This window comes from Ammoniphilus soli (assembly GCF_040813775.1).
In genome coordinates, this window is the sequence record NZ_JBEGDL010000006.1 from 51539 (window position 1) to 75977 (window position 24439).

The window sequence follows — 24439 nt, forward strand, 5'->3', positions numbered from 1 at the left end:
TGAGGAGGGAACATACTTATGAACATTTTGGTTTTGTTAAAACAAACCTTTGACACCGAAGAAAAAATTGGAATCCATAACGGCCAGATCAGTGAGGATGGAGTCGAATTCATCATCAACCCTTATGATGAGTATGCCATCGAAGAAGCTGTGAAATTAAAAGAGGAAAACGGCGGAGAAGTTACCGTTCTGACGGTTGGTCCGGCCCGCGCGGAAAGTGCCTTGCGCACTGCACTGGCAATGGGGGCAGATCAAGCCGTCCGAATTGAGCCTAGTGAAGCGGAAGCTGATGAATATGTGGTGGCCAAATGGTTGGCTGCAGCAATCAAAAACCGTCCATTCGATTTAATTCTTGGCGGAAACATGGCAGTAGATTCAGGTTCTGGCCAGGTGGCCATTCGTGTAGCGGAGGAATTGAACATTGCCCATGTATCCACCATTACGAAGCTGACCATTGAGGGAAGCAAGGCAACCATTGAACGGGATGTGGAAGGGGATCTGGAAAAAATGGAAGTCTCCTTACCAGTCCTGGTCACGGCCCAACAAGGGTTGAATGAACCGCGATATCCTTCTCTACCGGGAATTATGAAAGCTAAGAAGAAGCCGCTGGAGGTTGTCACCCTAGCGGACCTCGGTATCAATAGTGAGGATTCTACTTCGCGTACAACAGTTATCGATCAATATTTGCCGGCCAAAAAAGAAGCAGGTCGTGTCCTTCAAGGGGATGTCAAACTGCAAGTCAGTGAATTAGTCCAGTTACTTCGTTCAGAAGCGAAAGTGATCTAAGGAGGGAGAAGCCATGGGAAGAAAAGTACTCGTACTCACCGAAGTAAAAGAAGGAAAACTGCGCCGGGTTTCATTGGAGTCTTTATCTGTCGCTCAGCAACTGGCAGAAGGCGGAGAAATTATCGCCGCCTTGTTTGGAGCAGATTCTAGCACTTATCAGAAGGAGCTCTCCCAGTTTGGAGCCAACAAATTATATGGCAGTACAGCGGAAAGCTTAGCGGTTTATACGACAGATGCTTATGCCCAAGCTCTCGTTCAGTTGATCCAAGAGGTACAAGCGGATGTGATCCTAATGGGACACACCGCAATTGGTAAAGATTTGGCTCCAAGAGTGGCTGCTCGTTTAGGATTAGGTCTGATTACCGATAGCACTGGGATAGAAGTAGTGGATGGAAGCATTCAGTTTAACCGACCTATCTATGCGGGGAAGGCCTTCCAAAAGAAGAGCTTCAAGGAAGGAACCATCTTTGCTACCCTTCGTCCAAATAACTTCGAATTAAAAGAATCACCAAGTCAAATCGAGGTGAGGCCTTTCCAACCTACAATTCAGGACCTTCGGACTGTCGTAAAAGAAGTGGTTCGTAAGGCAGTGGGAGGAGTCGATTTAAGCGAAGCCAAGGTGGTCATCTCTGGAGGACGCGGAGTGAAGAGTGCGGAAGGATTCAAAACGCTTCAAGCATTAGCCGATGTGTTAGGAGGAGCCGTGGGTGCCTCTCGTGGAGCTTGTGATGCTGAATATTGCGACTATTCTATGCAGATCGGACAAACGGGAAAGGTGGTTACTCCTGATTTGTACATCGCTTGCGGGATTTCGGGAGCGATCCAGCACTTGGCAGGGATGTCGAATTCGAAAGTGATCGTCGCCATTAATAAGGATCCTGAAGCCCCGATTTTCCAAGTGGCCGACTATGGCATCGTAGGAGATTTGTTTGAAGTGGTTCCTTTACTAACGGAAGAAGTAAAGAAAGTATTAGATGGAGTGTCTGTATAATAGAATGGCCCGGTGTATTTTCACCGGGTCTTTTTGTATTTGTATAATTTTCCAACTAAATTATTGACTGACCGTCGGTCAATAATTTATTCTATATGTAGAAAAGGATGGGAGGAAGTGCCTTGACCCGAACAGTAAAGAAACCGGAAGAAAGAAGATGGGAACTCATTCAAGCGGCAACTGAATTATTTTCTGAACAAGGTTATGAAAAGACCTCAGTTAACGATATTATTCTAAAGATTGGTGTGGCGAAAGGGACTTTTTATCATTATTTCAAATCCAAGGAGGAAATTGCTGATGCGGTGATCCAAGTGCAGATTGAGGAAAGTATTCCTTTGTTCCAAGAGATTGCTGGGCGAAAGGGTGAACCGGCGCTGAATAAATTTCTTCAAGTCACAGAGGCTTTCTTGCAGAAAGCGGCAAAGAATTATCAGTCTGGACTGATGAAAGTTTTGCATCATGAAAGGAATTCCCTGTATCATCAACGATTAAAGATTCAAATGATCAAGGACTATGTTCCGATTATGGCCGGCATCGTCGAGCAAGGCGTGCAGGAAGGCTGTTTTCACACGAGTTATCCAGAGCAAGTGACCGAGTTTTTGCTCGCAGGGATGCACTTTATGCTGGATCCCAGTTTATTTTCCTGTTCAAAGGAACAGTTTACTGAGAAGGTTCGTGCGGTAGGAGAGATCTACGAAAAAATGCTGGGAGCGGCTCCTGGAAGCTTTTCGGCTGTTACACCGTATTTTGCAGGTCTTGAATATCGTCCATAACTTGGGGGAGGCTGGCAGATGATGATGGAGGATGTCAATCGGGAAGAACATCAGCGGGTGGAGCGGGTTATTCAGGAAATCCAGACGAAAATTCAACGTCTTGAGCAAGAGGTCCAAGAAGAAAGAGAAAATGTCATAGAATATCGGAAAAGCTTTTGGGATGATGTCACCATCAATGTGGATGATTCCCATGAGATGGCCGATACGATCGCTAGCGTCAAGCAACAGGCGGAGGTTCTTTCGGAAAGAGAGAGAATCCATCGCCAAGCGAAAAAACAGCTTTACGCCCTTAAGCGTTTACAGGATAGCCCTTATTTCGGACGGATCGATTTTCAAGAAGAGGGTTTTCCGAGAGAGGAACGGGTGTATATTGGGGTGGTTTCCTTAATGGATGAAGACGATCTCGATTTCCTTGTTTATGATTGGCGGGCCCCTGTTGCCAGCTTGTACTATGACTGCTTGCCCGGCCTGCGGAGTACGAGACGCCAGGAGGCAGGATAGCTGGCACCATGAAGGGGAAGAGACAGTATATCATCCGGAACGGATCCTTACTCAGTATGTTTGACACGGGCGTGACCATTGGGGACGAACTCCTTCAGCAAGTTCTTGGAAAGCAACAAGCGGATGCGCAAATGAAAAGTATTGTGGCTACGATCCAGCGGGAGCAAAACGAGATTATCCGCAACGATCGGAGTCCATTGCTCGTTGTCCAAGGGGCTGCCGGAAGCGGAAAGACCTCAGCGGCCCTCCAGCGAGTGGCCTACTTGCTTTACCGATACCGCGGCAGTCTGACCGCTGATCAGATCGTTCTTTTTTCCCCCAATAACCTATTTAATAGCTATGTTTCGTCCGTCCTTCCTGAGCTCGGGGAGAAGAATATGCAGCAAACTACCTTTCAGGAATATATTGAGCATCGTCTGGGTAGCACCTTTATCTTAGAGGACCCCTTGGAGCAGATGGAATACGTCCTGACTTCCCATGCCGAATCAAGCTATGCGGCTCGGATTGAAGCAATGAAATTCAAAGCGAGTGCCGCGTTTCTCGACTTGATCAACCATTATGTTTCTTGCCTGGAAAGGAAAGGGATGGTGTTTCAGGACATCACATTTCGTGGGAGGGTTCTGATCCCAGCTGGAAGGATAGAGGAGCAATTCTATGCCCTCGACCATACGGTTGCGATTCCTAATCGGCTAGCGCTGTTAACTGAGAGACTGCACAGCCAACTCCAAGAGCATGAAGGCAGGGAAAGAAGCGAGTCATGGGTAGAAGAGGAAGTGGAGCTGCTGGGGAAAGAAGCGTATCAATGGGCCTACAAGGAACTAAAGAAGCAAGAAAAATACACGGAGCATACTTTTGATGATTTTGACAGTGAACAGGAGCTGCTTGCCAAAAAAGTGGTCCAAAAGCATTTTAAACCCGTATATCGGTTTGTTGATCAACTTCAGTTTATCGATGTCGCTTCGATGTATCGAGCGCTGTTTCTTGATCCGCAAAAGATCTGTGAATGGATTCCGGAAATTCATTGGCCCAAACAGTGGGCGGAGATTTGCAAGCAAACCGTAAATGACTTGGATGAGAGGGTGCTGAAGCATGAGGATGCCACTCCTTATTTATATCTCAAAGAGCGGCTGAAGGGTTTCAGTCCAATCCGTCTATTCGCCATGTGTTTATCGATGAAGCGCAAGACTACTCAGCCTTTCAGTTTGCTTTCATTAAGAAGCTATTCCCGCACAGTAAAATGACGGTGCTAGGGGATTGGAATCAAGCTATTTTCACCCATTCGCATGACGAGGAAGGCTGGAGATCGCTGTACTCCTTCTTTTCCCCCGAGCAAACGGAAAAGGTTGTTCTTAAGCGGACCTACCGTTCCACTCGTCCGATCGTGGAATTTACCCGCAGGCTCCTTCATGGGGGAGGATCCATTGAGCCCTTTAACCGGGAGGGGATTTCCCCAACCTGTACCCAAGTGGCTAACTCGGAGGAGCTGGTAAAGAAAATGGTTGAGCGCCTCCGTACTCTGCAGGTGATAGGCTACCAGACCATTGCTGTGATTTGCAAGACGGCTAAGGAATCTCAAGAAGCGTATGATCAATTAAGCCGAGAGCTTCCGCTACATTTGATCAAGAAAGACATGGCTTCTCTTCAGACTGGTATCGTGATCCTCCCCTCTTATCTGGCCAAAGGAGTGGAGTTTGACGCGGTCCTGATCTACAATGCCTCCGAGAAGGTATATGGGGAAGAACGTGAACGGAAATTGTTTTATACCGCGTGTACGAGGGCGATGCATGAGCTGCACCTGTATTCGGTAGGGAAATGGAGTCCGTTTGTGATGTGATTGTCTCTTTCCCTTTGGGGGATTTTTTATGCAAAAATGTGGTAGAATGGAAGAGTTACTTATACGGTGGACAAGATCCAAACATCACCAACTTGATCCCTGCCTTCGAAGAGGAAATGAAGAATCAAGGCAAATCGTTTGAGGCCGTGGTGTATCCTGAGGCGAAACATGCGTTTTTCAATGACACCAATCCGACTTATGACGTGAACTGTTCACGGGATGCTTTCTCAAGGGCTCTTGACTTTCTAAATCGCGTGACTTCAAAATAATTAAAAGGGGCCCTTGGTGACAAGGGCCGTTTTTGCTTCTTTATGCGTTTAAGCCGATAAAGGCTCTTTGGGCTGGGGCTTAATCCGTGAATTCCATGTGCTAAAGGTATAAATGACTAAGGATAGCCAAATAAGAGAAAAGCTAAAGAGCTCAGTCTTGGTAAAAGGTTCATGAAAAACAAAAATGGCCAACAGCAAGGTGGTGGTCGGGGCTAGGTATTGAATGAAACCGACGGTACTTAACGGTAAACGTTTTGCGGCTTCGGCAAACCAGAGCAAGGGAAGCAGCGTAGCAATTCCGGCAACGGCCATCGCTATCAGCACGGGAAGGGATTGTTGGAAAAAGGTTTCCGTCCCTTTGTATTGCATGTAGCTTAGATAAAGCAGAGCGACCGGAAAGGCAATCAATGTTTCCCATAATAGTCCGATCATAGGCTCAACGGGGACTGATTTTTTAAAAAATCCATATAAAGCGAAGCTGAGAGCCAACGTAAGAGAAATCCAAGGAACCTGCCCATAACTAAAGGTCATGAAAGTGACTCCGAGCGCGGCTATGAAGATGGCCAGCCATTGGCCTTTATGAAGCTTTTCTTTCAACAGAAAAACACCCACAACCACACTGATTAAGGGATTAATGTAATAGCCAAGACTTGTTTCAACAACTCGCCCTACATTGACGGCCCAGATGAAAATAACCCAATTGATGGCAATCATGATCGAACAGGCCGTGATGCCTATAATTTGCCTGCGATCTTGAATCGCGGCTCTTGCTTTCTTCCATCCCGCGCGCAACGAAATAATGAGGGCTATTGTCAGAAAAGACCAAACGACCCGATGCGATAGGGTTTCCCATGCGGTCATGGACGAGAACAGCTTCCAATACAACGGCAATAATCCCCACGAGAGATAGGCGAGGATAGCATAAATAATTCCTTGATTCATGGTATTCTCCTCAGATGATAGGTAAGATAATAAGCTTTACTATAAACCTAGGAAATGAAATTTGTCAAAAGTCTTTGAAACTAGTATGGGCTCAGCCCAAAGGGAAGTTTCTTCCTTTATTTATAGTGTTTCTTTATGAATATTTGTAATAAGGGAATTTAATTCCCCTAATTTCGTCAAGGAATGGAATAACAAGAAAACAGGAGGTCGAAATGAACCAACATCATGTTTTTGTCTATGGTACCTTACGAAAAGGCGAATGCAATCACTTTCTCCTTTCAAAGGCTAAACTGGTTCTGCCGCACTGCTGGACCTATGGAGTCCTTTATGACACGGGTGAAGGCTATCCTTGTATGCTCCCCCATGCCCAGCAGCGAGTTATAGGTGAAGTCTATGCCGTTACGGATGAGGAATTAGAGCGGTTGGATGAACTGGAGGGCTACTGCGGTCCAGGGAAAAACAATCTCTATGATCGGATAAGTCAGATTGTGTACAGCGGGAATCGAGAAATTTTAGCACAGCTTTATGTTTATGCCGATGATAATATTTTAGACTTAGAGATTATCGAAAGCGGGGATTGGGTGCAGGGAAAATAGCGTGCGATAGGAAAAATAGGCCTCTACTTATGAAAGAGACCCTGTTTTTATTTTAAAAAGCATATTTCAGAGAAACTCTGGTAAGATAGGATTATCATTTCAAATAGGAGAGAGTGAAAATGCTGACCTTTGTATCTGTTGTCCTTATGCTATTTCTGATCCCAGGGCCTGCTGTTTTTCTAACCATATCCCAAACGGTTAGAGGTGGGAAGAAGGCTGGAATTATCACAGGGGTTGGAATTGCTGCAGGGGATTTGCTTCATACGGTGGCGGCAGTGCTTGGTCTTTCGGCTATATTAATGACTTCAGCTTTGGCTTTTCAGATTGTCAAGTATTTAGGTGCCATCTACTTAATTTATTTGGGAATCAGTGCCATACTGGAAAAGTCGAAGAAAGATGACCAACCGTACAAGACAAAAACTAGTCCTGCGTTGTCTTTTCGCCAGGCTGTGCTCATTGAATTGCTCAATCCGAAAACCGCTCTTTTTTTCTTAGCCTTTACCGCAATTTGTTCGCAATGATGGGTCCTCTGTCGTCCTACAGCTTTTAATTCTAGGACTTACTTTTGTACTTATGAGTTTCATGTATACAACTCTTTTAGTCATTCTCTCAGCTTCGATAGGTCCTTGGCTTATCCCGAAGAACCAGTATTTTTCCCGCTTGCAAGGGAAGATTGTGGGTTCCATTTATATTGCCCTAGGTTTAAAACTAGCTTTTCAGGATCAGAAAGGATAAAGAAAAACCTCCCTCATCATAAAGGATTGGGGAGGTTTTTTGACTCACTTTTTTCCTAATACGAAGGCGTTATATAGTAAACAAAAAGAAAAGGCTATCCTCAAAGTTCTGGTTAAGCGACTCTTTAAGGATAGCCTCTGATGTTTTCTTAGGTAAAGCTGAAGCCTTTGGCTCATGAAATGCTGTAAGCCAGCAACGATGCCACTCTGGCACAAAACAGGTGTAGTCTTTTAACTATCGGCAAAACCGATCTAGCCTAATGGGAATGCATCAAAAAATGTTTCATTAGGATTGTGGGTGTGTACCGGAAAACAAGTCAGCCAGCATATACTCTTGAGCGAGTTCCACCGTGATTTCTTTTGCTTGGTCGCTGTTCAAAAGCTCCAATTCAAGCTGATTGAGTTTATCCATGGATATTTTGTTCATATGCTGTCCTCCTTGGTTGAAATATTTTTGGCAAAAATCATCATACAATTAAGGTATGAATCCATAATACTCATTATTCACAAAGATTTCATTTCTTATGTCAGATAATTTCACACTTTTTTTAAGTTATTTTGGGTTGTCAAAAAACAGCCGCTCTACTAAAATATCAAGATGAACTACGATAAACCGACTGCAATCATGATGAAAGCATTGTATTCCCTGCTCCTCGAGGTAGGGGAAAACCCCGGTTCCTGGCTGACGGAGATAAACTATGAAAAAGCGAAAATCGAGATCGACCGATTAAAGCGAACAGCAAAAGAAATGGCTAAAGATTCTTTAACAGATGGTTCATTTCATGAAAGGCTGATTCGAAGCATTGATACAAATACGGATAAAGAACTTGATGGGATTGGGAATCTGTTAAGCCTTAAGTATTTTGGGCGTCCATGTAAAGTGCCGATAGAGTGGGATAAAACTTTAAAAGGAGCTGCCGGTTTCTTTTCCTTTGACCAACGATCCCAAAAGCCGCTGCGCATTGTTCAAAGCATGTGGCAATACAATCAATTCGGGGCTCAGCATGTGATCGGAACCCTGAAGCATGAGCTTGCTCATTATCATTTATTTATGGAAGGGAAACCTTTTCGGGATGAGGATGATACGTTTAAAAAGGAATGCCGACGGATTGGTGCCCCTTTGTTTGCCCTCGCCATGAAAGAAGGTTATGTCACAAGATGTAAGAGCTGCAGGACCTTTACGGGATTGGAGAAAAAGCCGCGAAAGAAACTGATAAGCCGCTGTTGCAAAGAACCTTTGGAATACGGACCTTATATGTTGATCTTTCCGGATGGACTGAGCGTCGAGGTAGAAAAGTAGGGAGAAGAGTCCTAAATTCATGGAGGGCTCTTCTTAATCCACTAAGAAGCCTCAACGGATATTGACTTTAGGAACTGTATAACCTAAAATTACAGTATCCTTCACATAGGGAGGAAATGATTCCTTTGAATAGTGAATTTACGATTGCCGTTCACAGCTTGGTGTTTTTAGCTTATTTGCCTGATCATATGGCAAGCAGCGATTTGATAGCAAAAAATGTGGCCACTAATCCAGCAAGAATCAGAAAAGTAATGGGTTGCTTGCGCAAAGGCGGATTTGTGAAGACCAAAGAGGGAATAGGCGGAGGCTATATTCTTAACGGTGATCCGCAAGATATTACGCTAGCACAAATCTATCGCAACGTGTCATGCGGGACGATCAAGCCACACTGGTGCACTGGCGATCCGGAAGAATCGTGTCTCATTTCTTCCAATATCCAAGGCGTAATGGACGAAATATTTGATGAAGCCGATGCTTATTTTGAAAAATATTTGGATCAAATTACAATCGATTCCGTATTGAAAAAAATTAAACAATGTCCATGATATTGTTTAATTTTTTGAATTAATTGTAATGAATTAGATTACAGTTACGCCCAAATCCTCAAAATCTTATTGACTGCATTAACTGTATAGATTATGATTACAGTATGAAGCAGGAAAAGAAATTCATATGCTACTTTAGGTTTTAATGTAATTTATTTTTGTTATAGAATAACTGTAATAAAAAAAGTGACAATATGAATGGGGGGACTATTAGCTATGAGGAAGAGCAACCAATTCGAAGTTGGCGACTGGGTGAAGGGAAAGTCAAAGAATGGGGAATTGATCCGAGGTTATATCGAAGATACGGATTCGTACCACGGGGTTGTAAAGGTTACTGTGGTTGAATCGGATAATGCTGAAACGATTGGCAAAACGGTGGAAACCCCAAGCTCCTGGGTGGAAAAACTGCCCATCGCGTCTTATTACAATGAAGAACAAATTCGTGATGTCATTGATGTCGCTTTAGCTAGCAAAGATGAAGTGTGGTTTATGGAGTTGACTGAGAAATTAAAAGCCTTTAAACAAGGATCTTCCGGAAACGGACAGAGATTCGTCCATGACTCAACGTTAAGAAATCGATTAGGTACCTCGGGCTTGAAGTAGGAACACAGGGAAGGATTTAATAAATTTAGAAATGAGGTAAACAATATGGCTATAGTAGAACTTAATGATCAAAATTTTCAAAGCGAAGTTTCATCCGGTATCGTATTAGCGGATTTTTGGGCACCATGGTGCGGGCCTTGCAAAATGATTGCCCCTGTTCTTGAAGAAATGGACAGTGAAATTGGGGGTCAGATTAAGATTGGAAAGATCAATGTCGACCATAACCCGAACACAACGGCGCATTTTGGCGTGATGAGTATTCCTACACTATTGCTATTTAAAGACGGGCAAGTGGTGGAGAAAATCGTTGGCTTTCAACCTAAAGAGCGTCTGGTCAGCTTGGTGAAAGATCATTTGTAAGTTTGTTTCTCTGTATAAACTGTAATAAAAATTATTCTATTTAGAGGTGGGCAAAATGACTGTTACAGAACAACTTAGTGTCATGGACGTCATGAAGGAACGGAGCAGTGTAAGAAAATATAAGAAAGGAGCTGCGATCCCTCAGCAGACGCTAAACCAAATTATAGAAGGTGCAGGAACGGCCCCTTCATCGTGGAATCTTCAGCATTGGAAGTTTCTTGTAATACAGGATCAAGAACGTAAGAATCGATTATACCCTATTGCGAATAATCAACAACAAGTGGCAGATGCTTCTGCGGTTGTCGTCGTACTTGGAGACACGGAAGCGAATAAGAACGCGGAAACGGTATATGAAGAAGCAGTGCGTTCGGGTTACATGACAGAAGAAGCCAAGAATAAGCTAGTGAACAACATAAACAGCGCATACGAGCATGTTGAGAATATTGGGGTTCATGAAGCGATTCGAAATGCTTCCTTTGCTGCGATGCAATTGATGCTTGCAGCCAAAGCGAATGGTGTGGATTCATGTCCAATGGGAGGTTATAATCCGGTTGCTTTGCGGGAGGAGCTCAATATCCCGGAACGTTATATTCCAGTCCTGATGATTTCGTTAGGATATAGTGAGGAACCAGCACACCAGACGAGTCGTTTTCCTTTAAGCGATGTACTGATAAAGGAAAGTTTTTAAATTCTAAGATACATTCTATGCGGAGGTCTTAAGAATGACTTTAAAAATTCGCGTGTATTCTGATTATGTTTGACCGTATTGTTTTATAGCGGAGGGTCCGCTGGAAGAAGCGATTAAAGGCAAAGATGTGGAAGTGGAATGGATGCCTTTCGAATTACGGCCGTTTCCCCATCCGACCTTAAAGCCTGAGGAAGATTACTTGCAGAATGCTTGGAAAAAGTCGGTTTATCCTACAGCAGAACGCTTTGGGATCAAGATGGTACTGCCGCGCGTATCGCCCCAGCCATACACACACTTAGCTTTCGAAGGATTCCAATTTGCGAAAGAACAAGGGCTAGGGAACGAATATAACCATCGGGTAATGGCTGCCTTCTTCCAAGACGAAAGGGATATTGGAGAAATCGATGTCCTTGTCCAAATAGCAGAGGAAGCAGGATTGAGTCCCAAGGATTTTCGGGACGCATTAGAGACTAGAAAGTACAAAGATATTCATCAAAAAGCCCTTCGGCATGCCTATGAGGAAGCGAACATCCAAGCGGTTCCTACCCTCATCATTGGGGATCGCAAATTACCGGGCCTTTATAGCAAGGATTCTCTAGAGCAGGTCATTGATCAGGAACTGGCAAAAACACTCCTACCCGTTCAACCAGAAGGTCTCGTGTGCGGAATCGACGGATGTGAATAAAAGAATCAGACAATACTAACCCGAGGTCGATCAAACATGCTTACGTTTATCCTGTTCGTTTTATTACTAGGTTTACTGCTTTCTATGTATAAAAGGTATATTCCGGTTTCTGGGGTTCCCCGCCTGGCTATGGCAAACGAATTCAAACAGGAGCATGTCACTTATTTGGATGTTCGAGATTACAATATAGCTGACCAATATCCAGTTAAAGGCGTTTTTCAGTTACCCTATGCCTATCTAAAAAGACATTATGGGGAAATCAACAACAAAGCCATTGTGGTTGTTGCATCGGATCAGCTGCTGCTCAATCTTTCCGTGCGATTTTTACGGCGAAAAGGGTTTGATATCGTAGAATGTTACTTGACAGAGGGAGAGGAGTTAGCGACTAAGCCAGCCTCCTTAAAAAATCAAAAGAGAGTCCCATGCTAACAGGGGACTCTCTTTTTTGTTTCTAGACTAATATTACTTGACCAACACGAGTTCTTCAGAGCAGCCCAAAAAATGACGAGCGCAAGAAGGATAGATTGCCTTGATCTCTATTATTACTGCTTTGTTGGCACCCTTTTCCCCAAGTATCCCATGTACAAGCATGCCCGTTCGCAAATTGTCGGCATCGAGCCAGCCGACTATAAAAACATTGTCATGATGAAGTGGCCTTAAGGCCACTTCATTGGCATGGACGGACATGACCTCCAAGTAACCCTCATGAACCTGCTGGTACATCATTTTATCAGGGGTAAGGTTGATGGAAGCACGATTTGCAGTCACAGCGGCTAATAATTCTTCCTCAGATTCTTTTAAGATTTCCCTAACGAGAGCTCCGTGCTCGGCGGCATATTTTTGATCTAACCATGCGGCCAACTGTTTCATCACGGAAAGGAAGGCTTGGGCCTGGCTCATGCTGCCTTGATAGCTGTCCAAAACATAAAAGCCTGCAATTAGATTTTCCCAGAAAGGACGATCACATTGATTCCAGTCCTCAGGCTGTTCTTGATTGAGCGAGAGGAAGTAATGAACAAGCTTTTCGATTCCCCACTGATATTTCTTGAGGGTACTCGAAGATTTCCCTGTTGTCTTGAATTTGAAAAATTGCACCAGATCGCTTGCATAAAACGAAAAGGCGGTCTCAGGCGTGAGGCCGAATTGTTGGTAATAGGGTACATCATCATCAGGGATGACCTCAATCTGAGGAGCAACTACCTCAACCTGGACGATGGAACAGTGCCGATCCTTGGACACAAAGGGCGAACGAGGTAAGCCAAGCTCTCGGCGAAGCGGATTCGGATCAAAAGGCTGATCATTCGTTGGGAATTGACCTCTCATCAGCTTCATCATCCGATACTCAGCTTCTCTTAGCCATGCCTCCAACGCGTTGTTTTCACCAGATTGTTCAGTGAATCTCGGTTTGTTTACCCCAAGTTTCATATGCATTAATTTCTGCGCGTAAAGGGTAAACCACGGCGGTGTATCTTCACGCTCTAAACGAAGGTTGGTTGTCCTTAGGCTCATATCTTTTGATATGGAAATGGTTTCTTTGGATTGCTCCATTAATTTGAGAACGGAGAAAAACCGATCCGCATTGGACATAAATTCTTTTACTATTTCCGGGTACTTCGTTTTGAAGGTTAGCCGTTGATCCGATAAATCAATGGAGGCATGGACTTCACTTGCCTGGATAATCCCAGGGAATGAACTGTCAGTATATTGGTACCAGGGTCCCGTCCATGAAAATTGAGCTTTCTTGTTCTCTTTCTCAAAGTGATCGGAATACAAGCCTGCTTTGTGATCTTGAAGAAAGAGCACGGCCTGCTTAAAATCAAACACTTGGTAAACTAAAGTGGTTTCTTCCTCTGTAACGGTCTGCTCTTCAGACTGGCTAAAGGTGCATTGAACGAGCTGGAGGAAATGCTGTTGCATGACAGCGGGGTAAGACTCCCCGGTTTCTTGCATTTTTTCTAGTATCATATCTGCAAGCTTATTCGCAAAGATCGGCGATTCAAAGGAAGATATCCCATGGATGCAATGATGCTCACCGAACGGCTCAAGCATTGCGAGAGCTAGGCCCCATGGCCAAACTTGCTTAAGAGTTTCACAGTAAGGCAAGAAAAACGTTTCTTTAGTAATTAAGTCGGTTACCGTAATCCCATCGGTTTCCTCTCCTGTCACCTGAAGCAAGCGAGGCTTCATCTGCACCCAGGTGGCAAGCAATGCCTGTTCGGAGGGCGAGAGCAGTTTTCCTTTTTGGGAAAACCACTCCACCCCGCGTAACCCATTGCTAAACGTATAAAAATAACAAAGCCAAAATTTGCTGTAGTAGTCAACCAATTTGGAAGACGACGGCAACTCATGAACTTCCTTAAAGAGACGGTTTGCCGCTGAACGTTCTTGAGAAGGAACATAGGTATGTAGAAATTCTAGCATTTTGACCGTTAAAGAATGTTTCGAATCAAAAAAACGATTGGCTTGTAATTGACGGAACTCCATGATATCTTGCTTCTTTAGGCAACAAACCTTGTATTTTCGTCCGCTGCCGCACGGGCAAGGATCATTTCTTCTTATATTCATTTTGCTTTCCTACCTTTTCTTGTAGCAACTTCTTGCTTGTATGCTGTAGTAAAAAATCAATCCCAAAATATAAAGAGTGTAGTCTGAAGAGGGTGTCTCAAAAGTTGGTCCATATGGACGGCTTAATGGGAAAAACTCCACTTACTTTAAAAATAAAGAAAAATAGTAAGGGGATAGTTGGAAAAAGTCCACTTATCAATGATAAAACGGTCCAAAACGGAGTTTTTATCGTAATTAATAGGAAAATTTCCAACTATTTCATACGAAATCTCATAAAGCTTTATTGTAAGTGGCGAATTTCCAACTATTCTGTTGGCTCCACCTTTACTTCACTACTTTTGGGACAACCTCCAGTTTTTTATAAAGCGGTAGCTGGGTGCCTTTGAATGGCTTCAAGAATATTTTTCAGCTGGGCCCGGTAAATGGGATAATCTTTGCCTTCGTGGGTTAGAGTTTCCCCCAGATGACGGTATCCCATGCTTTCAGCTATCCGCTTGCCGTCCTTAGAGACGACAATTGCTCCTAGTTCTTTAATGTCTACCCCGCTCCTGGTAAGGGAGCTATAAAAATGAGGCATGTCCTGAATCAAGGCTTTGCTGTAAGACTTTTTTTGTGGATCTTCGATATCTACAATAAAAGAAACGCTATATAAATAGACTTCTTTTACAAAATCGTAGTGTAAAACGTGTTCAGAGAGTTCCCCTTCGTGAAGTTCCCCACGCAAGATTTGCTCGTAGGCATCCTTAGGCAAAGGAAGCTGAGCATAATATCCTTTTATGCCCTCTGCTGTTTCTACAACGCGCGCGAGCTGGGTTCCATTTCGGAACGTTTGTTTTACCGATTCCAGATTTACACGCCATTCTTGCGGATAATAGCGATAATCCCATTTCATCATGTCTTCTACGTCTTCTAAGGTGGCTGTTCGAACCGACAACATGGATGTATCCCCTCCTTCTTTACCATTAAACCGTTAGATTGAGAATGATGCAACAAGTTAACCGTTTTCATTTTGAAAAAGGGGTTATGTCAGTAGAAAAAGAACAACAATAGCTAGCGTGCTATACTCAAAATGTTAAAAGCCGATGGTTCCTATTATAAGGAATTCATCGGCTTAGCCTCTAACTTTTGATAGATGCGCTGTTTCTCCTCATCCAAAATAAGATGTTTTTCATAAAGCTGATCGATAATCGCTTTAATGTCATTCCCGTAGAAATCTACTCCGGAAAAACGAATTCTTTTGATTCTCACTCGTCTAGACACGGATAACAAAAATTCCCGAACATACTTTATTTCGTCTTCAGTTAGAGGGCGGCCGTTCCAATGTATATTCACTTGGATTGGAAAAGGAATAACTTTACCCATAAAAACGAACCTCCATATTCATTGTAAATAATATAGCGATTCCTTTACCGTTTTTCAATCGTTAATGTTCAGAATTTGGTAGAAAAGTTATGAATTATCAGTTAATATGGTGTTAAGCCATAAAATGCGGAAGGGAATAGGGAGTGATGCAGGCATGGAGGTCGAGATCCAAAAAATCTCTAATAAGAAAATTTCTGAGCTCGTGGCAGAGCAGCTTCAGCACTGGATTGTCTCCGGAAAAGTCCAGCCAGGAGAAAAGCTTCCTTCTGTCCGCGAACTTTGTGCTTCGTTTAATGTGGGACGAACGGCGATTCGTGATGCGATTACGACATTAAAAGGGAAAGGTTTTGTCGATGTGAGAAGGGGAGAAGGCACCTTTGTTCAGCGGTTTGATAGTTCCCAGTTGTTTGAGGGCTTAAGGCTATTAAACGCGACTGATATTCAGAAGCTATTTAGTGTTCGGCAGATATTGGAGGTCGGGATTGCGGAAATGGCCGCTCGAGTTCGAGACCCCATTCAATTGGATAAAATGAAAGCATGCATCGAGCAGATGAAAACGACAGAGACCATTGAAGGGTGGAAAGCAGACTATGAATTCCACTTAGCCATCGCCGAAGTGACACAAAATGAGATATTGGTCCAATTGTTGGAAACGATTTCTGCAACAATGAAAAAGGCGATAAGGGACTGCCATCAAATGATCCTTGATGACCCAGTCCTAGCGCAGACAGTGATTCAGCAGCATGAAAAGATTTATGAAGCCATTGAAACAGGACAGGCGGATTGGGCAAAGGTTTGTGTAATCGAACATTTGACTTATGTGGAAAGGTTATTAAAGAGGAGTTAAAATTTTTATGCATAATATTTACGGAACATTAATAACAGATTAAATATTTAAATTAATTAATTGACATAGAAAAACCTAGTAAATAAAATGAAAGGTAGGTTACGTCGACGAGAGACTTATCACATATGTGATAAGTAGCTATCTAGTGGAAAAAAGGATCTATATTTTATGAAAACTGACTAGTGCAAATTTTGAGTTTTATTTATAAATGTTTGGGGGTGACGGTTTGTTGTTAGCTTCTTTTGATTCACTTTTACTCAGAGAAGGCATTCCTAGTGTACCTGGAGAGCTCCATCCCCTTGGCAATAGCGGGGCGCTTATCGCTTACCCCCAGTCAGAAGAACAAATCGCTGCCATATTACGCTATGCCCACGACCAAGGCTTAAAGGTTATCCCGACGGGGAGAGGGACAAAGAGGGGGTTTGGCGGAATAGAAGAAAAGGCCGATCTGTTGCTGTCTCTTGCGGAATACCGAGGGATCGTCGAGTATTCCGAAGGGGATCTAACAATGACAGTAAAGGCCGGAACGACCATGAAGGAAATCCAGCAGTTCCTTTCAGAAAATCGCCAAATGCTTCCTCTAGATCCTGCATGGCCGGAGGATGCCACGATTGGCGGAGTTATAGCGGCAAACGATAGCGGTCCGAAACGCTGCCGATACGGTTCCGCTCGCGACTTGGTCATTGGAATGCGTATCGTCTATCCGGATGGGAAGATTCTTCGTACCGGAGGAAAGGTGGTTAAGAATGTAGCGGGCTACGATATGAATAAGCTCTTTATTGGTTCGATGGGAACACTGGCTGTAATGAGCGAAGTCACGCTCAAGCTTCGGCCGAAGCCAAAGTGTGAGAGACTGGTTTTGCTTTCCTTTCCGGAATCCATGTTGTCATCTATCCCATCTTTTGTGACCGCCCTGTTGGACTCTACGAATGAACCGGTTTCCATCGAAATGCTCAATCCGGCACTGCATAATCATTGCAACGGGGAAGAGGGCTTTGGGTTAGCCATTACCTTTGCAGATATGGAAAAAGCCGTCCTTTGCCAAATTGAATGGATAAAAAATCGCGTGCCCCAAGGGACTCGCATCCGGGTGTTGTCAGAGGAAGACACTGTGAAATGGTGGGAGATGTTTTCTCGCATTTCCCCTAACGGAACGCAGGCTGAATTGCAGCCAGTGTTAGGGTTGAAGCTGGGAAGCAAGAATAGGGATGTCTTCGAGATCGTTTCGTTTTGTGATGAGCTTGGAAGAAAGCGGCAGCTGGTGGTTTTCTGTCATGGAGGAGCTGGTCACGGGATTTCTCGTGTGTTTATTCGAGGACACGAGGAGGAATTGGTCCAATGTACGGAGGAAATCCGCCGTTTTGCTCAGCTGAAGGGAGGGTATGCGGTGGTACAGCATGCATCTCTTGCCTTGCGACAACAGGTAGAGGTTTGGGGCGAACAACCGGCCTATTTTTCCCTACTTGAAGGAATAAAAAAAGCAATTGATCCGCATCGGGTGTTAAATCCAAAACGATTCGTAGGAGGGATTTAGATGACGATCCCAGGCAAGGTGGAGGCGGAGTGCCCATCGAAAACCAATTTTTTCTGGGATGACCCGCCGGATGAAGATAAATTTTCTGCGTGTGTACATTGCGGGCTTTGTCTCGAATCCTGTCCTACCTACTTGGAGACTGGCCATGAGCATCAATCTCCCCGAGGACGTGTCCATCTCATCAAAGCGGTTGCCCAGGGGAAGATGGAAGTCAATGAAGCGTTTGAGGATCCTGTGTTTACCTGTCTGGATTGCCGGGCCTGTGAAACCGCCTGTCCGTCCGGTGTTCAGGTGGGGGCTTTAATTGAGGAAGCGCGCGGACAAATTCGCCAAGCGATGCCTCTTAAAGGCTGGAAGGCCGGTGTCAGCAAACTATTTCTGCGAGGCGTTTTTCCGCAGCCGAGCCGATTGCATGCATTAGGTCGCGTACTAAAAATCTACCAAAAAAGCGGGCTTCAGTCGCTGGTTCGAAAAACGGGCCTGTTGAAGGTGATTCCTCCCCATCTTCAAGAGATGGAAACGATTATGCCTAACATCCAAGATCCTGTCATGAAAAAATATCCGGAAGTGATAGCCGCAGAAGGAGAAAGCAGGAAAAGAGTGGCATTGCTCACCGGATGTGTTATGGATGTGATGTTTGGCGACATAAACGAAGCCACTGTTCGTGTCCTGACCCGTAACGGATACGAGGTCGTTGTTCCCCGAGGCCAGCGCTGCTGCGGAGCGCTTCATATCCATGCCGGGGACAGAGAAGAAGGGAAACGATTAGCCAAACAAAATATTGATGCTTTTTTAGAGGCGGGCGTGGACACTGTTGTCGTGAACGCAGCTGGATGCGGCTGTGCTTTAAAGGAATATCCGGAGCTCCTTCGCCATGATGACGAGTATCGGGAAAAAGCAGAAGCTTTCGCTGACAAGGTGGAGGATGTATCGAAGTTTTTAGTCGAACAGGGTTACCACAAGCCGCAGGGACGTCTTGACACCCGCATTACCTATCATGATGCCTGCCACTTGGCTCATGGCCAAGGGATTCGGCAGGAGCCCAGACAACTGCTGCAGGCTATACCCGGGGTTCAGCTGGTGGAGATGCCTAACGCGGATCGCTGCTGCGGCAGTGCCGGCATCTACAATATCACGAATCCCGAAATGGCGAGAAAGGTATTGGATGAAAAAATGACTTTCGTACCGGAAGAAATCGATTTGATCTCTATGGGCAACCCTGGTTGCATGCTGCAAATGAGCATGGGCGTGATGAAGTATGGAAGAAGCGCTAAAGTCGTGCATACGATTCAGCTCCTGGATCGGGCTTATCAAGTCGAGGAAGAGGTTGGCGGCAATCAAGAAAATAATGTAGTCCAACAAGTAGCTGCAGGAAAAGAGGTGTAGCGCGTGAGCATGCATGATCCTATAGTTGGCAAATTAGCCGGCATTGTCGGAACCGGAGCAGTCTTATTTCGAAAAGAAGAAATGATTGCGTATGAATGTGATGGCTACACCATTCATAAACAGCCTCCCCGAGCCGTGGTGTTTCCGTCTACGACGGAGGAAGTATCTCAGGTCGTTAAGCTTCTCTACGAAAATAACATTCCTTTCATCCCCCGCGGAGCGGGGACGGGACTGAGTGGCGGAGCTACACCGCTTGGGGGAGAGGTCATTATCAGTTTAGTTAAAATGAAAAAGTTGCTGCATGTCGACTTGGAAAACCGGTTGGCCGTCGTGCAGCCGGGCTTTGTCAATTTGAAGCTAACGAATTCGGTAGCCAGCAAAGGGTATTATTATGCCCCTGATCCATCCAGTCAGTACGCATGTACCATTGGCGGCAATGTAGCAGAAAATGCAGGGGGAGCCCATTGCCTCAAGTATGGGGTAACAACCAATCATGTTCTAGGCATGGAGCTGGTGTTGGCTAATGGGGATATTGTAGAAATCGGAGGGGTCCCTGATGCACCAGGCTATGACCTGATGGGCTTGCTTACAGGATCTGAAGGCACGCTTGCCATCGTGACACAAATTACCGTCCGCATCCTGAAAAATCCGGAAGACAAGCGAACGGTCCTGGCTTATTTTGACCGGGTGGACGATGCCAGTTATGCCGTATCTGACATCATCGCCGCGGGAATCGTCCCGGCAGCTCTAGAAATGATGGATGAAGTGGCCATTATCGGGGTAGAAAAGGGGAATTATCCAGTAGGCCATCCGGAAGGATTAAAAGCCCTCTTGCTAATTGAAGTAGATGGCATTGCTGCGGGAATTGAAGAGCAGATTGAGGAAATTGTGGCGGTATGCAAGCGCAGGCAAGTGACTGAGGTCAAAGTGGCAGAAACGGAGCAAGAACGCGCCAGATGGTGGGCTAATCGGAAGACGGCCTTTCCGGCGATGGGCTCGATTTCTCCCGATTATTTAGTCCAGGACGGGGTAATTCCACGGAGCCGCTTACCTGAAGTACTGGAAAAAATTGAGGAAATCAGTACTCGTTCAGGGTTGCGGATCGCGAATGTATTTCATGCTGGGGATGGAAATCTTCATCCGCTGATTTTGTTCGATGCCCGCAATCCAGGAGAAACGCAAAGGGCGGCACAGGTCGGTTCCGAAGTTCTAAAAGTATGTGCTGATGTGGGCGGGTCGATTACGGGAGAACATGGCGTAGGCATCGAAAAACAGCAGGAAATGCGCTTTATCTTCACCGAAGCCGAATTGGCGGCTCAGCTGTTGATTCGAGATGTCTTTAACCCGCAAAACCTATTGAATCCGGATAAGATGTTTCCCCAACCCAGCCGTTGTGCAGAGGTGCGAATTGGATAATCAATTATTCTACTGCTTTAAACAGGCCGAACAGGGATAAGACAGATTTCTTATCCCTAGACTGTTTGGCACGGCTCATTTAATAACTAAAGTTCTCATCCGATTAATAGCCGCCCCAACCTCCATTTTCCTGGGAAGGGCGAGGTCCCCTGGGTGCTTTCCGTGATATCGGGAGATGGCGTCTAAGCCTTGATCTTGAATGCGGCGGAACAATTGATCAAGCAACTCTTCTAATGAAGCACTGCTTTGGTTCATCTTCTTACTAAGGTAGAGAAGGATCTCGGCAATGGCTCGGGTTTGGCTAGGATCGACTAGCTGCTCAAGATAGGACAAATCTATTTCTGTCGTCCCGTAGAGTATCGTATGAAGTCCTTTGGCATCGATCTTTTCCTTGTTTCCTCTGCGTGGATCGAAGCTTTTGGATGATAGGATTCTAGGCGCAAACTGGCCAAAGCTAGCCCCTCCTTCCAACAGTCGTTTTTCCTTTAACTCATGGGCGATCCTCTTCGCTTCGATGGTAACATCGAAGGGGCGGTATTCATCCATCATCGTCACGGTATCTGCGGCTTCGAAATAATCACCGGAACCGCCTAATACGAGAAGAGTGGAGATCCCGTATTCTTCATAGAGCTGGCGAACCTTGTCGACGAAGGGGGTAATCGGCTCTTTTTCCTTGGAGATGAGGGCCTGCATTCTCCCGTCCCGAATCATAAAATTGGTTGCACTTGTATCTTCATCGATAAGCAGGACTTTGGCTCCTATTTCGATGGCTTCTATGATATTAGTAGCCTGTGACGTGCTTCCGCTGGCATCAACGGTGGAAAATTGATGCGTATCCTTTCCAAACGGCAGATTGGAGATAAAAGGAGAAATGTTGACCTTTTCCACTCGTCTGCCATCTTCTGCTCTAATTTTCGTGGCTGATTCTTCGGTGATCACGAGCTCTCTGCCATCTCCCTTCACATGATGATAGACTCCTCTTTCTATCGCTTTAAGCAAGGTACTTTTCCCATGATAACCGCCGCCTACTATTAAATGGACTCCAATTGGTAAGGCCATTCCTTTAATGGGTTGACGATGGGGAACGGGAATTTCGATTTCCAGCGTAGACGGAGAGTGGAATGGCACCACTTGTGAGCCTGGCAGCGGGCGATTACTGACTCCGCTTTGTCGTGGCAAAATCGATCCATTGGCTACAAAGCAAATATAGCGGTGTTCTCTCAAGTATTCTCGGATGGCTACTTGCTGATCCATCAGCTTCAATTGCTCAATCAACTGTTGGGGTTCCCATTCAAACATCGTTTGATGAAGGAGCAGGGGGACATCCTCACATAAAAGTTTGACCGCCTCTCTGCCCAAAATCGTTCTTCCTGCTGCAGGCAACCCGACAGATAAACGGAGCTCAATGGTCTTGTCATCGACTTTCACCGCCGTTCTCTGTAAAATTTCCTGCCCAGGCTTGTCGATATGAATGAGCCCGCTTTTCCCGGTCCCTTTTCTTTTCGTTTCTATCTGATCGATTCGCCGAGCGGCCTGCCTTGCAATAAAATCCTCAAATGCCGTACGGCGAGAGTCTGGATGGATCCATTCTAGTTTATACTGCGCTTGGTTTTGGTTCATTTCGAGTCGGATACGGGAGGGACTGGCAAAAGGATCTCCTTGGATATAATCCATATGAAGGAGCCAGCCATCCCCATGATAGACTTTTCCTTGCAGGTCCTTATAAGCTTTATATCCTTTTTTATCTAACTGGAATAATTGATTTCTCAATGTTTGCACATAATCACCATAAGGATTTTCATAGGATCACCTCGGTCCTATTCTTGACCAGGGAAAGACGGCTCAAACATTTTAGAGTAGTGTGAAGTAGCGGTATTCATCTAAAGTCATATTCAATAAATGGGCCACGTAAGATAATCTTGAGCAATCATACTTTGGGTGAAGGTGGAACTGAGATGGATAAAGAAAAGGTTTATTCAAGGTATGTGAAAGAACTGTTAAAATGTCATGAATTTGTGCTTAAGTGTGAGAAAATTGAAAAGATCGATCCCATGTACGAACAATATCGTCAAAAATATTTACACCATCGAAAAATAGCTGATAAGTATTTTCTATTAATGCATGATTGTATCTAGAAAAAGGATTACAAGATGGGAAAAAATACCCCATTGTAATCCTTTTATTTGTGTGATGATGAATAATTTGGGTAAAAAGACGCATTAAAAAATGTCTAAATTCCTACTAATATATAGAAGTGATCAATCGAAAGAAAAATTTTCCTTTAATTGATTTATACGGGGTTCTGAGAGAAGTGTCGCTCCCCTGAAATAAGATGAAGGGGGAGTGCATTGATGAGAAAATGGAACATGTTATTCATAGGAATCATCTTAGGTATGGTTATTTTTCCATCACCTGTAGGCTATACCACCGAACCGGCTGATTCGTCTGGGCAGCGAAAGGTTTTGGGTACCTGGTTATGGAATGCTTCAACTATTGAAACCAATGGTGAAGGAATCCTTGCATTTCTGCAGAAGCAGCAGGTAAACAAGCTCTATTTACAAATTAGCAGGAAACTCAGTCTCCAAAGCTACCAAACCTTTATTGAGCAAGCTTCAGTTCGGGGCATCGAAGTGTTTGCACTGGATGGAGCGCCGAATTGGGCATCACCCGGAGGGGAGAGGTTTAGCCGCCAATTTTTCGATTGGCTTAAAGCATACCAACAGTCTTCTGTACCCGCCCAGCAATTTAAAGGAATCCAGCTCGATGTGGAACCCTATCTGGATCAGGGGTGGAAGGAAGATTATCAAGGAACGGTCTTCAGGTATCAGGATATGATTGTTGCTTCCTATACGAAAGCGCGGGATATGGATTTGAAATTCACCCTTGCCGTACCATTCTGGTTTGACAATCGATCGTTTTCCAACTCGTATGGAGATGGAATTTTAGCGGAGTGGATCATTTTGAATTCTGATGAAGTGGTTATTATGGCTTACCGTGATCAAGCCCAACAGATTAATCCGCTAGTAGAACAGGAAGTCCGGTGGGCCAATCATCACAGCAAGCAAGTCAACATTGCGGTCGAAACTCGGGAAAGTGCCGAAGGGGATAGGATTTCCTTCTATGAAGAAGGCTCGGCCTACATGCACCAGCAATTGGAGGAGGTATCCGGGAAATACAGTCAAGATGTCTCTTTTAATGGCTTAGCCATTCATCATTTGATGACTTGGATGGATATGAAGCCTTAATAGGACAAATAATGATCATGTTTTGTCCTTTATTTTTAACGTATTGGTCATAGTCCCTTTACATTCAACCTTTATAATTCAACCCTGTAGGCGTTTGACACCACAAGAAGGACTACTTTGGTGAAGGAGTTGGAAGGTTTGGATAAAACGAAGGGCAGCTTGGAAAAGTCTCCTAATCTCAATCATAAAGTATTAATAGATATGATGATTCAGATCTGCGAGAAAGGCGTGCAAGACAAGACCATGAAGGGAAAGCACGTGGTTGATGAATTTGTTCGCCGCTTAAGGCTGTTTTATGATTAGAGGCTCTTTCTAGCCGGTAATAAAGAATATTAAGCCATCACTCATAATGTGATGGTTTTTTTATTTTACCTTTACATCTTTCATGAAAACTCAACAAACTTCGAAGAATGCTCATAATGTTCATCAAAAGAGAACAATATTCATCATTTGATCATAATTTTTAAAAGATAGAAC

The 24439-nt window shown here is 44.6% G+C and carries 24 protein-coding genes and 2 pseudogenes; 20 read left to right on the forward strand and 6 right to left on the reverse strand.

Annotated features, from left to right (window positions below):
* Positions 1–18: 18 nt before the first annotated feature.
* From ABLT31_RS13865 to ABLT31_RS13885, 5 genes and pseudogenes are all read left to right on the forward strand, one after another.
* On the forward strand, positions 19–786 hold the full coding sequence (locus tag ABLT31_RS13865; RefSeq protein WP_367752490.1) for an electron transfer flavoprotein subunit beta/FixA family protein: 768 nt from the start codon (positions 19–21) through the stop codon (positions 784–786).
* A 13-nt stretch (positions 787–799) separates the two neighbouring features.
* Positions 800–1777 carry an electron transfer flavoprotein subunit alpha/FixB family protein gene (locus ABLT31_RS13870; protein WP_367752492.1) on the forward strand — a complete coding sequence of 326 codons (978 nt, stop codon included), beginning with the start codon at positions 800–802 and terminating at the stop codon, positions 1775–1777.
* 122 nt (positions 1778–1899) lie between these two features.
* Entirely contained in the window at positions 1900–2550 is a 651-nt protein-coding gene (locus tag ABLT31_RS13875; protein ID WP_367752494.1) for a TetR/AcrR family transcriptional regulator, read from the forward strand.
* Between the two features lie 18 nt (positions 2551–2568).
* Positions 2569–4885 (forward strand): annotated as a pseudogene (gene helD / locus ABLT31_RS13880) (RNA polymerase recycling motor HelD).
* A 14-nt stretch (positions 4886–4899) separates the two neighbouring features.
* Positions 4900–5154, forward strand: coding sequence for a dienelactone hydrolase family protein (locus tag ABLT31_RS13885; protein WP_367752496.1), 255 nt, complete (start codon positions 4900–4902; stop codon positions 5152–5154).
* Positions 5155–5202: 48 nt separating this feature from the next.
* On the opposite strand, the gene rarD is transcribed toward ABLT31_RS13885, so the two are convergent.
* Positions 5203–6096 (reverse strand): EamA family transporter RarD, encoded by an 894-nt coding sequence (rarD, locus tag ABLT31_RS13890; RefSeq protein WP_367752498.1) that lies wholly within the window; start codon positions 6094–6096, stop codon positions 5203–5205.
* A 212-nt stretch (positions 6097–6308) separates the two neighbouring features.
* Here rarD and ABLT31_RS13895 point away from each other — a divergent pair, with 212 nt between their 5' ends.
* Entirely contained in the window at positions 6309–6692 is a 384-nt protein-coding gene (locus ABLT31_RS13895) for a gamma-glutamylcyclotransferase family protein (RefSeq protein ID WP_367752500.1), read from the forward strand.
* Positions 6693–6811: 119 nt separating this feature from the next.
* Positions 6812–7427 (forward strand): annotated as a pseudogene (locus ABLT31_RS13900) (LysE family translocator).
* 285 nt (positions 7428–7712) lie between these two features.
* On the opposite strand, the gene ABLT31_RS13905 reads toward ABLT31_RS13900, so the two are convergent.
* Positions 7713–7853 carry a hypothetical protein gene (locus ABLT31_RS13905; RefSeq protein ID WP_367752502.1) on the reverse strand — a complete coding sequence of 47 codons (141 nt, stop codon included), beginning with the start codon at positions 7851–7853 and terminating at the stop codon, positions 7713–7715.
* Positions 7854–8024: 171 nt separating this feature from the next.
* On the opposite strand from ABLT31_RS13905, the gene ABLT31_RS13910 reads away from it, so the two are divergent.
* From ABLT31_RS13910 to ABLT31_RS13940, 7 genes are all read left to right on the forward strand, one after another.
* Positions 8025–8726, forward strand: coding sequence for a SprT family zinc-dependent metalloprotease (locus ABLT31_RS13910; RefSeq protein ID WP_367752504.1), 702 nt, complete (start codon positions 8025–8027; stop codon positions 8724–8726).
* Positions 8727–8851: 125 nt separating this feature from the next.
* A complete protein-coding gene (locus ABLT31_RS13915) occupies positions 8852–9271 on the forward strand; it encodes an Rrf2 family transcriptional regulator (RefSeq protein ID WP_367752506.1) in 420 nt (139 codons plus the stop codon).
* A gap of 216 nt (positions 9272–9487) precedes the next feature.
* Complete coding sequence (locus ABLT31_RS13920) at positions 9488–9874, forward strand: IDEAL domain-containing protein (RefSeq protein ID WP_367752508.1); 387 nt, start codon at positions 9488–9490, stop codon at positions 9872–9874.
* A 45-nt stretch (positions 9875–9919) separates the two neighbouring features.
* Positions 9920–10234 (forward strand): thioredoxin, encoded by a 315-nt coding sequence (gene trxA / locus ABLT31_RS13925; protein ID WP_367752510.1) that lies wholly within the window; start codon positions 9920–9922, stop codon positions 10232–10234.
* 55 nt (positions 10235–10289) lie between these two features.
* Positions 10290–10922 carry a nitroreductase family protein gene (locus ABLT31_RS13930; protein ID WP_367752512.1) on the forward strand — a complete coding sequence of 211 codons (633 nt, stop codon included), beginning with the start codon at positions 10290–10292 and terminating at the stop codon, positions 10920–10922.
* Between the two features lie 34 nt (positions 10923–10956).
* Entirely contained in the window at positions 10957–11607 is a 651-nt protein-coding gene (locus ABLT31_RS13935) for a DsbA family oxidoreductase (RefSeq protein WP_367752514.1), read from the forward strand.
* 36 nt (positions 11608–11643) lie between these two features.
* Positions 11644–12036, forward strand: a complete 393-nt coding sequence (locus ABLT31_RS13940; RefSeq protein ID WP_367752516.1) for a sulfurtransferase — start codon at positions 11644–11646, stop codon at positions 12034–12036.
* A gap of 33 nt (positions 12037–12069) precedes the next feature.
* Here ABLT31_RS13940 and ABLT31_RS13945 read toward each other — a convergent pair whose 3' ends face one another.
* From ABLT31_RS13945 to ABLT31_RS13955, 3 genes are all read right to left on the reverse strand, one after another.
* Positions 12070–14172 carry a YecA family protein gene (locus tag ABLT31_RS13945; protein WP_367752518.1) on the reverse strand — a complete coding sequence of 701 codons (2103 nt, stop codon included), beginning with the start codon at positions 14170–14172 and terminating at the stop codon, positions 12070–12072.
* Positions 14173–14530: 358 nt separating this feature from the next.
* Positions 14531–15109, reverse strand: coding sequence for a hypothetical protein (locus tag ABLT31_RS13950; protein ID WP_367752520.1), 579 nt, complete (start codon positions 15107–15109; stop codon positions 14531–14533).
* A 155-nt stretch (positions 15110–15264) separates the two neighbouring features.
* Entirely contained in the window at positions 15265–15534 is a 270-nt protein-coding gene (locus ABLT31_RS13955) for a hypothetical protein (RefSeq protein ID WP_367752522.1), read from the reverse strand.
* Positions 15535–15688: 154 nt separating this feature from the next.
* On the opposite strand from ABLT31_RS13955, the gene ABLT31_RS13960 reads away from it, so the two are divergent.
* The 4 genes from ABLT31_RS13960 to ABLT31_RS13975 all read left to right on the forward strand — a co-directional run bounded on the left by ABLT31_RS13960 (position 15689) and on the right by ABLT31_RS13975 (position 20717).
* Positions 15689–16381, forward strand: a complete 693-nt coding sequence (locus tag ABLT31_RS13960) for a FadR/GntR family transcriptional regulator (RefSeq protein WP_367752524.1) — start codon at positions 15689–15691, stop codon at positions 16379–16381.
* Between the two features lie 226 nt (positions 16382–16607).
* Entirely contained in the window at positions 16608–17915 is a 1308-nt protein-coding gene (locus tag ABLT31_RS13965; protein ID WP_367752526.1) for an FAD-binding oxidoreductase, read from the forward strand.
* Positions 17916–19301 carry a (Fe-S)-binding protein gene (locus tag ABLT31_RS13970; protein WP_367752528.1) on the forward strand — a complete coding sequence of 462 codons (1386 nt, stop codon included), beginning with the start codon at positions 17916–17918 and terminating at the stop codon, positions 19299–19301. It begins immediately after the preceding gene.
* 9 nt (positions 19302–19310) lie between these two features.
* On the forward strand, positions 19311–20717 hold the full coding sequence (locus ABLT31_RS13975) for an FAD-linked oxidase C-terminal domain-containing protein (RefSeq protein ID WP_367752945.1): 1407 nt from the start codon (positions 19311–19313) through the stop codon (positions 20715–20717).
* A gap of 75 nt (positions 20718–20792) precedes the next feature.
* On the opposite strand, the gene ABLT31_RS13980 is transcribed toward ABLT31_RS13975, so the two are convergent.
* Positions 20793–22496: an ABC-ATPase domain-containing protein gene (locus tag ABLT31_RS13980; RefSeq protein WP_367752530.1), complete on the reverse strand. Its 1704-nt coding sequence runs from the start codon at positions 22494–22496 to the stop codon at positions 20793–20795.
* A 572-nt stretch (positions 22497–23068) separates the two neighbouring features.
* Between ABLT31_RS13980 and ABLT31_RS13985 the strand changes: the two genes are divergently transcribed.
* Both ABLT31_RS13985 and ABLT31_RS13990 read left to right on the forward strand, forming a co-directional pair.
* Positions 23069–23962, forward strand: coding sequence for an amidase (locus ABLT31_RS13985; protein ID WP_367752532.1), 894 nt, complete (start codon positions 23069–23071; stop codon positions 23960–23962).
* 138 nt (positions 23963–24100) lie between these two features.
* Complete coding sequence (locus ABLT31_RS13990) at positions 24101–24265, forward strand: hypothetical protein (protein ID WP_367752534.1); 165 nt, start codon at positions 24101–24103, stop codon at positions 24263–24265.
* The last annotated feature ends 174 nt before the right edge of the window (positions 24266–24439 follow it).